Consider the following 14,680-nt stretch of genomic DNA (forward strand, 5'->3'; position numbering starts at 1 on the left):
CTTCCATACCAAAAGGTTGGCGTTACGTGCCATCTGGCGGTAATTTGCACCAATCTACCATATAGCCTTACAAACGGCAGCCAAACAGCCTTGAAATTCATAATTTCATCACCATTGCTACCAGGACTCGACTCATGCAAAAACCAGAAAACTTGCCCGTGACATTCGCGAAAAACGATGTAGAAATTATTGCACGAGAAACGCTTTATAGCGGTTTTTTTTCAATGGAACTTTACCGTTTCAGGCATCGCCTGTTTAACGGCGAAATGAGCGGTGAAATCAGACGCGAAATTTTTGAGCGCGGGCATGCGGCAGTCTTGCTACCCTTTGACCCAGTGCGTGATGAAGTCGTGCTGGTGGAGCAGATCCGCATTGCCGCGTATGACGTCAGCGCCAGCCCCTGGCTGCTGGAGATGGTGGCCGGCATGATTGAAGAGGGCGAATCGGTCGAAGACGTTGCCCGCCGCGAGGCGCTGGAAGAGGCGGGGCTGGTGGTTGGCCGGACAAAACCGGTGCTGAGTTATCTGGCAAGCCCAGGCGGCACCAGCGAGCGCTTGTCCATTATGGTGGGCGAAGTGGACGCCACGACGGCGGAAGGGATCCACGGTCTGGCAGATGAAAACGAAGATATTCGGGTTCATGTGGTGAGTCGGGAGCAGGCTTATCAGTGGGTAGAAGAGGGGAAAATCGACAACGCAGCGTCTGTCATCGCTCTGCAATGGCTGCAACTGCATTATCAGACTTTACGAAACGAGTGGAAAAAATGAAGCGTTATACACCTGACTTCCCAGAAATGATGCGCCTGTGCGAAACCAATTTCGCACAATTGCGCCGCCTGCTGCCGAAAAACGACGCACCCGGCGAAACGGTGAGCTATCAGGTGAGCAACGCGCAGTATCGATTAACGATAACAGAATCAACGCGCTACACTACGCTTGTCGAAATTGAACAAACGGCGCCCAGCATTAGCTACTGGAGCCTGCCGTCGATGACGGTGCGCCTTTACCATGACGCGATGGTCGCTGAAGTGTGTTCAAGCCAGCAGATCTTTCGCTTCAAAGCGCGGTATGATTATCCGAATAAAAAGTTGCATCAACGCGACGAAAAGCATCAAATTAACCAGTTTTTAGCCGACTGGCTAAGATATTGTTTAGCACATGGAGCAATGGCGATTCCGGTTTGTTAGCGTCATAAACCTACCTAAGGACACCATTTGGAAAGCCTGTTGAACCTGACTGTTGCTGGTGGGGCACCAGTCAGGATATTACAAATCACCGATACCCACCTTTTTGCCGAAAAGCATGAAACTCTGCTTGGGGTGAATACCTGGGAGAGCTATCAGGCGGTACTTAGCGCCATTCACGCTGAAAATCGCCCATGCGATCTGATTGTCGCGACGGGCGACCTGGCGCAGGACCAATCCTCCGCGGCCTACCAGCATTTCGCTGAAGGCATCGCGAGTTTTAGCGTGCCTTGCGTCTGGCTACCGGGAAATCACGATTTCCAGCCTGCCATGTACAGCTCGCTGCAGGATGCGGGGATCTCTCCGGCAAAATGTGTTTTTGTGGGTGACCACTGGCAGATCCTGCTGCTGGACAGCCAGGTCTTTGGCGTCCCACACGGTGAGTTAAGCGACTTTCAACTCGACTGGCTTGAGACCAAATTGTCTGCCGAACCTGAACGTCATACGCTGCTGTTGCTGCATCATCATCCTTTGCCGGCGGGCTGTAGCTGGCTTGATCAACACAGCCTGCGCAACTCTGCCGCGCTGGACAGAGTGCTGGCGAAATTCCCGCGGGTGCAGAATCTCCTGTGCGGACACATTCATCAGGAACAGGATCTCGACTGGAATGGCCGCCGACTGCTGGCCACGCCCTCGACCTGCGTTCAGTTCAAGCCGCATTGCGCAAACTTTACCCTGGACACCATCGCACCGGGCTGGCGCTGGCTCGAACTGCATCCCGATGGCCTGCTCACCACGGAAGTCTGCCGTTTAACCGGCGCAAAATTCCGCCCGGACACCGCTTCAGAAGGCTATTGATGTCTACGCTCCTCTATCTGCACGGATTCAACAGTTCGCCGCGCTCTGCGAAAGCGACGCAGTTTCGCCAGTGGCTGAACGAACATCACCCGCACGTTGAGATGATCGTCCCTCAACTGCCGCCCTACCCGGCGGAAGCCGCAGAAATGCTGGAATCGGTAGTGATGGAACACGGCGGCGAATCGTTCGGCGTGGTCGGTTCTTCGCTGGGCGGATATTACGCCACCTGGCTCTCGCAATGTTTTATGCTGCCTGCGGTGGTGGTTAACCCGGCGGTTCGGCCATTTGAGCTGCTGCGGGACTTTCTCGGGCAAAACGAGAACCCCTACACCGGCCAACAATATGTGCTAGAGTCACGCCATATTTACGATCTCAAAGTTATGCAGGTAGACCCGCTTGAAGCGCCCGATCTTATCTGGTTGCTGCAACAGACGGGTGATGAAGTGCTGGATTACCGCCAGGCAGTGGCGTATTACGCATCCTGCCGCCAGACTATAGAAGAAGGCGGAAACCATGCTTTCACGGGCTTTGAGAATCATTTCACCCAGATTGTCGATTTTCTTGGACTGCACAGCCACTGACAATCAATGCGAACTGCTAGTTTAAATCATGACGCAAACCTATAACGCTGATGCCATTGAGGTACTCACCGGGCTTGAGCCGGTTCGCCGCCGCCCTGGGATGTACACCGATACGACACGCCCAAACCATCTGGGCCAGGAAGTTATTGATAACAGTGTGGATGAAGCGTTGGCTGGCCATGCCAAACGCGTTGACGTCATCCTCCATGCCGATCAGTCGCTGGAAGTCATCGACGACGGACGCGGCATGCCGGTGGATATCCACCCGGAAGAGGGGGTGCCAGCCGTTGAGCTGATCCTCTGTCGTCTTCATGCGGGCGGTAAGTTCTCCAACAAAAACTACCAGTTCTCGGGTGGTTTGCACGGCGTGGGGATCTCCGTGGTTAACGCCCTGTCCAGACGCGTGGAAGTCAATGTCCGCCGCGACGGTCAGGTGTATAACATCGCCTTTGAAAACGGCGAGAAGGTGCAGGATCTGCAGGTCGTCGGCACGTGCGGCAAGCGCAATACCGGGACCAGCGTCCACTTCTGGCCTGACGAAAGCTTCTTTGACAGTCCTCGTTTCTCTGTTTCACGCCTGACGCACCTGCTGAAAGCCAAAGCGGTACTGTGCCCTGGCGTGGAAATTACCTTTAAAGATAACGTCAACAACACCGAACAGACCTGGCGCTATGAAGACGGTCTAAACGACTATCTGTGCGAAGCCGTTAACGGCCTGCCAACCCTGCCGGAAAAACCGTTTGTCGGTAATTTCACCGGTGATACGGAAGCGGTGGACTGGGCGCTGTTGTGGCTGCCGGAAGGCGGCGAGCTGCTGACCGAAAGCTACGTCAACCTGATCCCGACCATGCTTGGCGGTACGCACGTCAACGGTCTGCGTCAGGGGCTGCTGGATGCAATGCGCGAGTTCTGCGAATACCGCAACATTCTGCCCCGCGGCGTGAAGCTGTCGGCGGAAGATATCTGGGATCGCTGCGCCTACGTCCTGTCGGTGAAGATGCAGGATCCGCAGTTCGCCGGTCAGACCAAAGAACGTTTGTCCTCACGTCAGTGTGCGGCGTTCGTCTCCGGCGTGGTCAAAGATGCTTTCACCCTGTGGCTGAACCAGAACGTGCAGGCCGCCGAGATGCTGGCAGAAATGGCCATTTCCAGCGCCCAGCGACGCCTGCGTGCTGCCAAGAAGGTGGTACGTAAAAAACTGACCAGTGGCCCGGCGCTTCCGGGCAAGCTGGCGGACTGTACTGCGCAGGATCTGAACCGCACCGAACTGTTCCTCGTGGAAGGGGACTCGGCAGGAGGCTCTGCCAAGCAGGCGCGCGATCGTGAATATCAGGCGATCATGCCGCTCAAGGGTAAGATCCTGAACACCTGGGAAGTGTCGTCGGATGAAGTGCTGGCCTCGCAGGAAGTGCATGATATCTCCGTTGCGATCGGCATCGATCCGGACAGCGACGATCTGAGCCAGCTGCGCTACGGTAAGATCTGTATCCTCGCGGATGCGGACTCCGATGGTCTGCACATCGCTACGCTGCTGTGCGCGCTGTTTGTGAAGCACTTCAGGACGCTGGTGAAAAACGGTCACGTCCACGTGGCGCTGCCGCCGCTCTACCGTATCGACCTCGGCAAAGAAGTTTACTACGCGCTGACGGAAGAGGAAAAAGCGGGCGTACTGGAACAGCTCAAACGTAAGAAGGGTAAACCGAACGTGCAGCGCTTTAAAGGGCTGGGCGAGATGAACCCGATGCAGTTGCGCGAAACCACGCTGGATCCAAACACCCGCCGCCTGGTGCAATTGACCATCAGCGACGAAGACGAACAGCAAACCAACGCCATGATGGATATGCTGCTTGCCAAGAAGCGTTCGGAAGACCGACGCAACTGGCTGCAGGAAAAAGGCGATATGGCGGATATTGAGGCCTGATGCCCTCTCTTTACTCCTCTCCCACCGGGAGAGGGGTTGGAACGAAGGCCCGGTAGGCGCTAGCGCCACCGGGCTTTTTTACATCAAAATTCCATCTTCACCGTAAACTGCACTTCACGCGGATCGCCTGGCTGGTTGCCGAGGTTATTGGTCGCAATCGACGAGGTGTAGTAGGTCTTATCAAACAGGTTCTTCACGTTGACCTGAAGCGTCACCGGATACTGTAGCTTCATTTTATAGGCCGCAAAGGCATCAGCAACAACGTACCCTGGCAAATAATAATCCGCACCGTTGGTCGCGGAGCGACGGCTCACGCCGTGTCCACCGCCGCCAATTGTCAGGGTATTCCCGCCGATGACATTGTGAATATCGTACGTCAGGAACAGCGAACCGGTATGGCGCGGCACGTTTGGCAGCGGTTTGCCGGCGTAATCCGGGTCTTCCAGCACTTTCGCATCGGTGTAGCCATAGCTGGCAATAATATTGGTGTTCTCGGTCAGAGAGCCTGCCAGATCCACTTCCACGCCCTGTGAGCGCACGCGGCCAGCGGTTTTAGCAATGTTTTCACCCGCCACGCTTTCGGTGTACAGCACGTTGCGCTTGTGGATATCAAACAGCGCGATGTTGGCGGTAATACCGTTGAACAGGTCAAATTTAGCGCCGACTTCGTAGGCATTGGACGTTTCTGGTGGCAGGTCGCCAATGTAGCTCGCGATGGACGATTGCGGCATAAACGTCTGGGCGTAGTTAGCAAACAGCGAGACGGATGGCGTGAGCTTATAGACCAGCCCCAGCTTCGGCGTCCACTGCTCGTCGCGGCTGTCGGTATTGACGTTGAATGGTCTGCCCTTGCCCGCGTACTGGGTGTAATACTGATAACGCAGCCCGGCGACGGCAATCCATTTATCCGTCAGGTACAGGGCGTCCTGAGCGTAAGCGGAGTAACTCTCCTGTTTGAGCGTCTGATCGCTGTCCGCGGTGGAAACGGTCGTACACTTGCTCAGATTGCCGTAAGACGGATGGTAAATATTGAACTCTTTAACATTCTTACAGCGAATCATATCCGTGCGCAGCAGGTCGTAATTCTCATACGACACGCCGGTCAGGATCTCATTGTAAAAGCCCGCGATATCCACGTTCCCCTGCAGGTCTGCACGGGTGGAATGCATGTGCTGCGTTGAGCCTTGCGTCGCATCCACACGACGGGTCAGGTTGCCGGTTTTCGCGTCATAGGCCATCACCCGCGCCTGGTTATCGCTGTATTTATCCTGGCTGTAGCTGTAATCGAACTTCGCCGTCCACTGGCTGTTAAGGCGGTATTCCGCGTTGAGCTGCGCCAGATCGGACTGGCCATCGGTAATGTTGAACGGCTCGTCAAAGCGGGTTTTACGGTCAACATTCACCGGCTGTTTGGTCGTGAGATCGAAGATCGTGCCGCGATCGAACGGCGTCTTATAATCACGATGTGAATAGAGCACGGTCACGGTGGCGTCATCACCAAACCAGGTCAGCGAGGGCGCGATAAAGGTGCTGCGCGCCTTGCCGAAACTTCGCCAGTAATCTTCGTCCTGGTACTCGCCCGTCAGGCGGTAAGCCAGCCGCGTTCCTTCAATGGGACCTGTGACATCGAGCTGGCCGGTACCGCCGCCAAAACTTGAGGAGGTGCCCGAGATCGAACCGCCAAACTGTTTTTCCGGACGTCGGGTGACCACATTGATAAGCCCTCCCGGATCGAGGATGCCGTACAGCGTTGAGGCCGGTCCCTTGAGGACTTCCACACGCTCGGTGGCCGCGTTAAAGCTGCGCGGCAGCACGGTGCGCAGGCCGTTGGTCATGATTGAGCCGTCGCGGTTCGCGCCAAATCCACGGCGTACAAATGCATCCTGCGTGCCGCCCAGCGTGTTGGTCTGCACCACGTTACTGACGTTATAGAGGGCTTCATCCAGCGTGGTAGCGTGCTGATCTTCCAGCACTTTATCACTGACAGTATTTACCACCTGCGGGATATCCAGCATCGGCATGTTGGTCAGCGTGGCGGTGGAGGTGTTCAGCGGCTGATAGCCGTTGGTGGCATCGGCCACGGCATTAGGATCGGCGGTGACGGTAAGCGTTTCGCCGTCCTGAGCCGCGGTGTTGTCTGCTGCCTGCACCAGCGGCGCCATAAACAGCAGTGAAAAGAGCGCGCGCCCTTTTACCCCAGAGAGTGAAGGAGTGAACGTAGCCATTACATCTGTTTTCCCGAAATATCCCGCGAATGAAGCGTCACGGAAGAATGTGTGAGTCATTGCCCTTTACGGTCTGCTCGTTAGCCATCGCTGGCATCGAACATGTAATTGAGAATCATTCAATCATGCGCTGATGTAGTAGTAAATGGAAAAAAGCAAAAATCGACTACAGCGGTACTTCCCCTCTGATGCTTAGCGAGGTAAGTAATTAACCTGTTGAAAATAAATTACTTAATGCGTTTAGCGGTTTTCCCGTTCCTGCACGATAACCCTGGGGTTTTAAGGGTGTTTCTTCTCTTGACTACTACATGGCGCAGCGGCAAACTCTCAAAAGAGAATGAGTTTTATTTTTATTTGTTAGTTTTTTATTAAGTTGGCGTTCACGTGGCTCACAACACGAATAAGTCAGGGCTGGTTCTTGAAAACCTCTCTGCTGGCTATCAGAAAAAAATCATCGTCGATGAGATCTCGCTTGCGATCCCCCCACAGAAAATAACCGTTCTGGTGGGCGCGAACGGCTGTGGAAAATCCACGCTACTGAGCACGATCGCACGTTTGCTGCAACCGCTCGGGGGAGCTGCACTGCTGGATGGCAAAGCCATTCATCAACAGCCAACCAAAGCGGTCGCCCGTCAGCTGGGCATTCTGCCGCAGTCACCGCTGTTGCCGGAAGGGTTAACCGTGTTTGAACTTGTTTCGCGCGGGCGTTTCCCCTGGCAAAATTTTATGCGCCAGTGGAGTGACGAAGACGAGCAGGCCGTGGAAGAGGCACTGCGCCTGACCGGTACGGCGGAGTTTGCCCATTTGTCGGTGGAAAGCCTTTCCGGCGGCCAGCGTCAGCGCTGCTGGATTGCGATGGCGCTGGCGCAGCAAACGCCCTATATCCTGCTCGACGAGCCGACAACGTTTCTTGACCTCCGCTATCAGGTGGAAATCCTTGAACTGCTGCATACGCTGACCCGCCAGCACGGGCGCACCGTCGTGGTGGTGCTGCACGATCTTAACTTTGCGGTGAACTACGGTGATTCCCTGGTCTTTTTACGCCAGGGGAAAGTCGAGGGCGTGCTTCACGAGGGCGATACCTGTACGCCGGAACTGATCAAAGCGGTGTTTGAGGTTGACGTACATATGTCAGTTAATCCGCTCACCGGCAAACCGTTCTTCATGCCGTTTCGCCAGGTCGCAGAAAAATCATGATGCGAACGTCACTGGCTTTTCTGCTCTTTGCGCTACTGCTGGTGATGGGCGCAATTGCACACCTGGGCACGGGCGCGCGTGTTATTTCCCCCCTGACGGTCGTGCAGGCTTTTGTCGATTTCGACCCGCGCAATTTCGACCATAACATCATTATCAGGCTGCGCCTGTTACGCCTTCTTGCGGCCATGCTGACCGGCGCTGCACTTGGCGTGGCAGGCGTCTTGCTGCAGTCCGTTATTCGTAACCCGCTGGGCGAGCCGCATATTCTGGGGCTGAATGCCGGCGCCGCGCTGGCTGTCGTGCTGACAAGTGCACTCGGGTTCACCCTGCCGTTTGGCCGCCCGCTGATTGCCGCCGCCGGCGCCGCCGCACTGTTTCTGCTGGTACTGATGCTCTCCTCTTCGGGACGCACCGGGTTGACGCCGATGAAAGTCACCTTGTGCGGGGTGGCGATGTCGGCGTTCGCCTCCTCAATTACCGCCACGGTCCTGATCCTTGATGAGCAGACGCTTCTCGCCTTACGCACCTGGCTGGCGGGGGATTTGGCCGGGATAACAGAAGGGACGCTTCGCAGCGCTTCGTGGGCCGCTGGCGCGGGTTTCGCTCTTGCGCTCTGGCTGTCGCCGTCACTCAATATGCTGGCACTGGGAGACCGGATGGCCCAGGGGCTTGGCGTATCGCTTCTCAGGACGCGCCTGTTCGCGCTGCTTTCAATTGCGCTGCTGTGTGGCGCGGCAGTCTCCGTTGCCGGGCCGATTGGTTTTATTGGCCTCGTGGTGCCGCAGCTGATACGGCGTCTGGTGACGGTGGATCTGCGCGTGATGGTGCCGCTTTCAGCCCTGTGTGGAGGGTTGGTTTTGCTGCTGGCGGATCTCGCCGCCCGCACGCTGTTTACCCCTTATGAACTGGCGACCGGCATTATGACCGCGCTGGTCGGTGCTCCCGTCTTTATCTTTATGGCCTCGAGGGCGTTCAAATGAGCCGGGCCGGACTGCGCGCGTTGCGTATTGGCACCTTTTCAACGCTGGTACGCCCGAGGGCGCTGGCCTGCCTTGCGCTGATTTCACTCACGGCCTTTATCCTGCTCGGGTTTGGCCTGACGCACGGCTCGCTGCCGATCCCGACGTCGGCCATCGGACGGGCGCTGCTGTATCCGCAAAGTCTGGAGGCGGATACGCGCTACATCGTGATGGATATCCGTCTGCCGCGTCTGCTGATGGCGGTGTTATGCGGTGCCATGCTCGGCATGGCGGGGGCAGCGATGCAGTCTGTCACCCGTAATGGCCTTGCCGACCCGGGGCTTATCGGCGTGAAAGAGGGATGTAGCGCGGCGGTGCTGGTGCTGATTTTTCAGTTCCCGGCGCTCAGCCTGGCCTGGCGACCGCTGGCGGGAATGGCGGGGGGCATACTCACCGCGCTGCTGGTGGTGGCGATGGCGCGCGATATTTCGCGGCCGCGATTTATCCTGACGGGGATCGGCGTTTCCTGGGCGTTTGCCGCGGCAATGGGGGTCTTCATGACCACCGCCGACGTGCGTGACGTGCAGACGGCGATGCTGTGGCTGGCGGGAAGCCTGCATGCAGCAAACTGGACGCTGGTAGGCATTGCGGCAGCCTGGACGCTGCCGGCATTTGCGCTATTGCTGTTGACCGCGCGCGCCGCAGACGTGGCCCTGATGGGCAACCCCACCGCAACGGGCCTTGGCGTACACACCTCACGGCTGGCGCTGCTGCGCGTGCTTGCCCCGGTGGTGTTGACCGCGGCCTGCGTCTCGTGCGTGGGCAGTATCGGTTTTGTGGGACTGATTGCGCCACATATGGCACGCCTGCTGCTGCGCGGCGGACAAACCGCGCTGCTGGCGGGAAGTGCCGTGCTGGGTGCGTTGCTGGTTCTGCTGGCAGATAACGTCGGACGTCTGGCTTTCCTGCCGCTGCAGCTGCCGGCAGGCGTAGTCATTTCATTGATTGGCGGACCGTTTTTCCTGCTGCTGCTCTGGCAGCGACGGGACAGATTTTAGGGGATGGTGATGCGTATACTTTTTTCGATGTTGTTGCTGGTGGGATTTACCGTGAGTGCGGCGGAGCCGACGCAGACGTTTACCGACGATCTGAACCGCAAGGTGACTGTGCCCCTTCATCCGAAGCGGATTGTCTCGCTGCACGATCTGGATATCACCATTCCGCTGATTGAGCTCGGCGTGCCGCCAGTGGCAAGCCACGGGCGCACGCGGCCGGACGGTAGCCATTTTCTGCGCGCCAGCGGCATGCTGACGGGCGTTGATTTTGATAACGCCGACATCAAATTTATCGGCTCCGCGGATATCGACATCGAGGCCATCGCCGCTGCAAAGCCGGATCTGATCATCACCGAACCGACCCGTAACACGCCGGTTGAACAGCTGGAGAAAATTGCCCCGACGGTGAGTATCGATCATCTCGATGGCGGCGCGCCGGAGATCTACCGCAAGCTGGCACAGCTCACGGGCACCGAAGCCCGGTTGAAGATCCTTGAACGTCGCTATCAGGAACAGATTAACGCCCTGAAAGCGACCATCGACACCCGCAACATCACCGTGTCGGTGATACAGGCCAACCAGGGCAAAATCAACGCCATGCACAGCTACCACTCGCTGGGGCGCGTGCTGCGCGACGCAGGATTCACATTCCCGCCGCTGATTGAGTCCATCCCTGACGGCGGTCGAATTGACGTCAGCGCCGAGCGTCTGCCCGAGCTGGATGCAGATTTTGTCTTTGCCACCTGGCGCGGGGATACCGGCGGCAAACCGCAGGATGAGCTGGCAGCGATGGATGCCGTGATGCCTGGCTGGTGTCAGTTCCTCAATGCCTGTCGCACCGGTCACTACATACTGATCTCCCGTGAAGAGGCCATCTCGAACTCCTTTGCCTCCTTAGGCCTGATGGCCGCCCAGGTGCAGTCGCAGATTGCCGGCCGACCGCTGCCGGAGGCGTCACAGTGATCAGAAAAGACAAAGCCCGGGTTGATGTCTATGGCGACCGCTTTCGCTCGCGGGGGCACCAGCTCACGCCGCGCCTGCTGCAGGTTGCGCGTTACATCAATGAAAACCGCGAAGCGGTGATGGAGCAGACGGCGATGGAGATTGCCGCGTTGCTGAAAACCTCGGACGCTACGGTGGTACGCGCCATTCAGGCTCTTGGCTTTGCCGGGCTGCGTGACCTGAAGCAGACTCTGGAGCAGTGGTTTGGGCCAGTGGTCTCCTCCAGCGAAAAAATGTCCACCACGGTGAATACGCTCACCAGCGACGTGAACGCGAGCATCGATTTTGTGCTGGAAGGGCATCAGCATACCTGTGACGTACTATCCGAGCCGCACAACCGCTACGCAATGGCGCAGGCGGTATCGTTGCTGGCGCAGGCACGTCAGGCCGCGATCTTTGGGATTGGGGCTTCCGGCATTCTGGCCGAGTACACTTCCCGGCTGTTCAGCCGTATCGGCCTGCCCGCTATTGCGCTCAACCGCACCGGCATTGGTCTGGCAGAGCAACTGATAGCCTTACAGCGCGGCGACGTGCTGGTGATGATGGCGCAAAAATCGGCCCACCGGGAAGGACAAACCACGCTGCGTGAAGCGAAACGGCTGGGTATTCCCACGATATTGCTGACCAATGCTACGGACTCGCGCTTCAGCAAAGAGGCCAGCGTGGTGATCCACGTTCCGCGCGGCGGTGAAAAGGGCAAAATTCCGCTCCACGGCACGGTGCTGCTGTGTCTGGAGATGATCGTTTTATCTGTAGCGTCAACGGAGCCCCAGCGCACCATCAGGTCGATGAAGCGCATTAACGAATTTCATCGCGGGTTAAAACCGGGCAAGAAGAGCGGGTGAGGGGATCACGCCGCGCCATGATTTTTCCGGTACTGCAGCGGCGTCTCACCAATCCCTTTTTTAAAGGCGCTGATAAACCACGTCACGTCGGAAAATCCCACCTGCGCGGCAATCTCACGCACGCTGGCATCACTGTGCAGCAAGTACTCGCAGGCTTTTCGCAGCCGTAGCGTATTCAGATAGTCGTGGATCTTCTCGCCTGTTTCCGCATGGAATTTTCGCGATACATAGCTGCGTGATTTTCCCAGCTCAGCCGCCAGCGCATCCAGGCGAAATTTCTCCCGATAGTGCTCATCCAGCCAGAACATCACCTGACTTGCCACCCCCTGACTGCTCCCCGGGGCACCGTCGTTATCATCCGGCAGCATGGCAAACAGGCTAATCAACAGCCCGGCAATGTTTTCGCTGTTCAGCGGCGGCTGATAACAGCCAAGAAGATAATCGATATGCTTCTGGCAATGCGCCAGGTCAGCGACCCAGGCCTCGCCGCCACGACGAGACAGCTTCTGCAGACGCTGCTGAGCCTGCGGAAAATCACGCAGGGTTTTCAGTACGGCATGCTGGTCGAGATGAATAATGGTACGCCTGTAAAGGGCCTCTGCCTTCTCGTCCACCATCACCTTATGCAGGGTAAATGGCGGGAAGAAAAACAGCCGCCCGGGGCGCATGGTGTAATGACGGTTATCGACAATCGCCACGCCAAAGCCTTCTTCCACATAGAGAATTTCCAGACACTGATGCCAGTGGTGATAGCGCACCGTGTTGGCGAACAGGCGGCTAAACGACACCACGGTGTCATTTAAGGTAATCAGCTCCAGATGATCGGATGTTGGCGTGTCGCGCATAGTGCAATAAAACTCAACTTTTTCCCGTCAGAATCTCTTTATAAACCACCTTTTTAAATTTTCTTAACTGCGGGTTTATTCATCGCTCTTAGCTGTGACATGGCTAACATTTCTGCCCCGTGTGGATTCACTATGCTTTGCCGCAGTTGATTACGAGGGTGAGCGTATGTGGGCGGCAAATAAAGAAAAATCAAATCCGTTGTCTTCACGCCAGGATATCGTGGCGTCACTGAATACTCTGTTGAGTGCGCTGGATAAGGCGTTTGCGCCGGGCAGTTCACGATTTTCGCTGGGCGAAACCTGTGCGCATTACAGCACGGATATCGCGCAGATGGAGGGACTCTCACGTGCGCTATGGGGGCTGTTTCCGCTGCTGGCATCCGGTGATGCCAGCCCCTTTTGCGAAAAATACCTTACCGCTATCAAACTCGGCACCGATCCGCACAGTGACGGTTACTGGGGCGAAACCGGCCCCTACGATCAGCGTCTGGTCGAGATGGCGGCCTACGGTCTGGGGCTTGCCCTGCTGGGGGATAAACTCACCACGCACTTCACCGGGCGCGAGGTCATAAACCTGCACGCATGGCTCAACCAGATCGCCCATGCGCAAATGCCGGACAGCAACTGGAACTACTTTGCCATTATGGTGCAGCTCGGTTTTAAGCGCGCCGGGCTGCCGTATGACCAGACGGCGATTGACCGACGGTTTGCGATGATGGAGGCCTATTACCTGGGCGATGGCTGGTATTCCGACGGGCCGGGGCGGCCGAAAGACTATTACATCTCGATGGCATTCCATTTCTACGGCCTGATTTACGCCACCCTGAGCGGTGACGAGGAGAGGTCGCAGGTGCTGCGAGCGCGTTCGCGCCTGTTCGCCGAAGACTTTATCTACTGGTCAGCCGCCGACGGTGCCTCGGTACCGTTTGGTCGCAGCCTGACCTATCGCTTTGCAATGGTCGCCTTCTGGAGTGCGGTCGCCTTTTCCGGTCTGGAGGTGTTCACGCCGGGGATTGTGAAGGGCATCGTGCTGCGCCATCTGCGCTGGTGGCAGCAACAGCCCATCACCGATCGGGACGGCATTCTGACCCTCGGTTTTGCTTACCCGAACCTGGCGATGTGTGAGGACTATAACGCCCCCGGCTCGCCATACTGGGCGCTGAAAACCTACCTGATTCTGGCGATGCCGGAGGACCATCCGTTCTGGCAGGCTGAAGAGCAGCCGCTGCCCGCGCTTGCGGAAAAACGCGTCATCCCGCATGCACAGCAGATCCTGATGCATGCCGGTCAGTCGCAGCACGTCACCCTGCTTACCGCCGGGCAGCTTGAGCTGAATAACTACGTTAATACGGAAGCCAAATACACCAAATTTGCCTACTCCAGCCGCTTTGGTTTCACGATTGAGCGCGGACGGTTTGGCCTGAAACATGCCGCCTGCGACTCCATGCTGCTGCTGGCAGACGGGGATAACTATTTCCGCGGTCGCCGCGAGTGTGAAGCGGTGCGGGTCACTGACGATTATCTCTACTCACGCTGGTCTCCGTGGCATGACGTCCATATCGAAACCTGGCAAGTGCCGTTTGGTGAGTGGCACCTGCGCCTGCACCGTATCAACAGCGCCCGTCGACTGAATACGGCGGAGGGCGGTTTTGCGGTGATGAACACCGAACCGCAGATCCGTGAGAACGGATGCTGGCTTGTCGCCGGTAACGGCACCAGCGTGCTGGTCGATCTCTCTCCGGTGGTTAACCGTGAACCGGACAGCATCGTCACACCGCCGAACAGCAGCATTATGTTCCCGGAATGCGCTGCCATTCCGCTGTTGAAAACCACGCTTGCGCAGGGGGAGAGCTGGCTCTGTTGTGCCGCCGTCGCCGGCGAAAGCCAGCCGGTTATGGCAGTCCCACAACTGAATATCAGCGAGAACCGGGTTGTTATCCGCGAGCCCGGAAGTGAGCGACAGCTGTCGTTCTCATTATAAAAACTCTGACCCTACACGTCGGCGAGGA

General features: G+C 57.2%; 13 protein-coding genes. 11 read left to right on the top strand and 2 right to left on the bottom strand.

Annotation, left to right across the window (positions count from 1 at the left end; translation table 11 throughout):
* The first annotated feature begins 134 nt into the window (after nt 1-134).
* The 5 genes from nudF to parE are packed head-to-tail and all read left to right on the top strand — an operon-like array spanning nt 135 to nt 4,543.
* Complete coding sequence (gene nudF, locus BJP35_RS17480; RefSeq protein WP_014171643.1) at nt 135-767, top strand: ADP-ribose diphosphatase; 633 nt, start codon at nt 135-137, stop codon at nt 765-767.
* A complete protein-coding gene (locus tag BJP35_RS17485) occupies nt 764-1,186 on the top strand; it encodes a DUF1249 family protein (RefSeq protein ID WP_014833293.1) in 423 nt (140 codons plus the stop codon). The genes nudF and BJP35_RS17485 overlap by 4 nt, the downstream gene beginning before the upstream one ends.
* 27 nt (nt 1,187-1,213) lie before the next feature.
* Complete coding sequence (gene cpdA / locus BJP35_RS17490; protein WP_014171641.1) at nt 1,214-2,041, top strand: 3',5'-cyclic-AMP phosphodiesterase; 828 nt, start codon at nt 1,214-1,216, stop codon at nt 2,039-2,041.
* On the top strand, nt 2,041-2,622 hold the full coding sequence (gene yqiA, locus BJP35_RS17495) for an esterase YqiA (protein ID WP_047743671.1): 582 nt from the start codon (nt 2,041-2,043) through the stop codon (nt 2,620-2,622). Before cpdA ends, yqiA begins: the two co-directional genes overlap by 1 nt.
* A 28-nt stretch (nt 2,623-2,650) precedes the next feature.
* On the top strand, nt 2,651-4,543 hold the full coding sequence (gene parE / locus BJP35_RS17500) for a DNA topoisomerase IV subunit B (RefSeq protein WP_020883640.1): 1,893 nt from the start codon (nt 2,651-2,653) through the stop codon (nt 4,541-4,543).
* A gap of 83 nt (nt 4,544-4,626) precedes the next feature.
* Here the strand turns inward: parE and BJP35_RS17505 are convergent, their stop codons facing one another.
* Nucleotides 4,627-6,768 carry a TonB-dependent siderophore receptor gene (locus BJP35_RS17505; protein WP_047743669.1) on the bottom strand — a complete coding sequence of 714 codons (2,142 nt, stop codon included), beginning with the start codon at nt 6,766-6,768 and terminating at the stop codon, nt 4,627-4,629.
* A 384-nt stretch (nt 6,769-7,152) separates the two neighbouring features.
* Here BJP35_RS17505 and BJP35_RS17510 point away from each other — a divergent pair, with 384 nt between their 5' ends.
* Genes BJP35_RS17510 through BJP35_RS17530 form a run of 5 tightly spaced genes read left to right on the top strand, consistent with a single transcriptional unit; the run spans nt 7,153 to nt 11,826 of the window.
* On the top strand, nt 7,153-7,965 hold the full coding sequence (locus tag BJP35_RS17510; protein ID WP_047743667.1) for an ABC transporter ATP-binding protein: 813 nt from the start codon (nt 7,153-7,155) through the stop codon (nt 7,963-7,965).
* Nucleotides 7,962-8,945, top strand: a complete 984-nt coding sequence (locus tag BJP35_RS17515; protein ID WP_047743662.1) for an iron ABC transporter permease — start codon at nt 7,962-7,964, stop codon at nt 8,943-8,945. The genes BJP35_RS17510 and BJP35_RS17515 overlap by 4 nt, the downstream gene beginning before the upstream one ends.
* Nucleotides 8,942-9,982: an iron ABC transporter permease gene (locus BJP35_RS17520; protein WP_047743661.1), complete on the top strand. Its 1,041-nt coding sequence runs from the start codon at nt 8,942-8,944 to the stop codon at nt 9,980-9,982. Before BJP35_RS17515 ends, BJP35_RS17520 begins: the two co-directional genes overlap by 4 nt.
* Nucleotides 9,983-9,991: 9 nt before the next feature.
* Nucleotides 9,992-10,942, top strand: a complete 951-nt coding sequence (locus tag BJP35_RS17525) for an iron-siderophore ABC transporter substrate-binding protein (RefSeq protein ID WP_020883645.1) — start codon at nt 9,992-9,994, stop codon at nt 10,940-10,942.
* Entirely contained in the window at nt 10,939-11,826 is an 888-nt protein-coding gene (locus BJP35_RS17530) for a MurR/RpiR family transcriptional regulator (protein WP_047743660.1), read from the top strand. The genes BJP35_RS17525 and BJP35_RS17530 overlap by 4 nt, the downstream gene beginning before the upstream one ends.
* A gap of 5 nt (nt 11,827-11,831) precedes the next feature.
* Here the strand turns inward: BJP35_RS17530 and BJP35_RS17535 are convergent, their stop codons facing one another.
* The gene (locus BJP35_RS17535) at nt 11,832-12,671 is read right to left on the bottom strand and encodes an AraC family transcriptional regulator (protein WP_032680286.1); all 840 of its coding nucleotides are present in this window, start codon (nt 12,669-12,671) and stop codon (nt 11,832-11,834) included.
* A 166-nt stretch (nt 12,672-12,837) separates the two neighbouring features.
* On the opposite strand from BJP35_RS17535, the gene BJP35_RS17540 reads away from it, so the two are divergent.
* Complete coding sequence (locus BJP35_RS17540) at nt 12,838-14,652, top strand: DUF2264 domain-containing protein (RefSeq protein WP_047743659.1); 1,815 nt, start codon at nt 12,838-12,840, stop codon at nt 14,650-14,652.
* Nucleotides 14,653-14,680 lie beyond the last annotated feature (28 nt).

It is taken from the genome of Enterobacter sp. J49, assembly GCF_002148625.1.
GTDB lineage: Bacteria > Pseudomonadota > Gammaproteobacteria > Enterobacterales > Enterobacteriaceae > Enterobacter > Enterobacter ludwigii.

Excerpts from the sequence above, each read along its gene's own strand:
- BJP35_RS17520 (WP_047743661.1), top strand. The coding sequence starts at position 8,942 with ATGAGCCGGGCCGGACTGCGCGCGTTGCGTATTGGCACCTTTTCAACG.
- BJP35_RS17525 (WP_020883645.1), top strand. The coding sequence starts at position 9,992 with ATGCGTATACTTTTTTCGATGTTGTTGCTGGTGGGATTTACCGTGAGT.
- BJP35_RS17540 (WP_047743659.1), top strand. The coding sequence starts at position 12,838 with ATGTGGGCGGCAAATAAAGAAAAATCAAATCCGTTGTCTTCACGCCAG.
- BJP35_RS17485 (WP_014833293.1), top strand. The coding sequence starts at position 764 with ATGAAGCGTTATACACCTGACTTCCCAGAAATGATGCGCCTGTGCGAA.
- BJP35_RS17535 (WP_032680286.1), bottom strand. The coding sequence starts at position 12,671 with ATGCGCGACACGCCAACATCCGATCATCTGGAGCTGATTACCTTAAAT.
- yqiA (WP_047743671.1), top strand. The coding sequence starts at position 2,041 with ATGTCTACGCTCCTCTATCTGCACGGATTCAACAGTTCGCCGCGCTCT.
- nudF (WP_014171643.1), top strand. The coding sequence starts at position 135 with ATGCAAAAACCAGAAAACTTGCCCGTGACATTCGCGAAAAACGATGTA.
- parE (WP_020883640.1), top strand. The coding sequence starts at position 2,651 with ATGACGCAAACCTATAACGCTGATGCCATTGAGGTACTCACCGGGCTT.
- BJP35_RS17515 (WP_047743662.1), top strand. The coding sequence starts at position 7,962 with ATGATGCGAACGTCACTGGCTTTTCTGCTCTTTGCGCTACTGCTGGTG.
- BJP35_RS17505 (WP_047743669.1), bottom strand. The coding sequence starts at position 6,768 with ATGGCTACGTTCACTCCTTCACTCTCTGGGGTAAAAGGGCGCGCGCTC.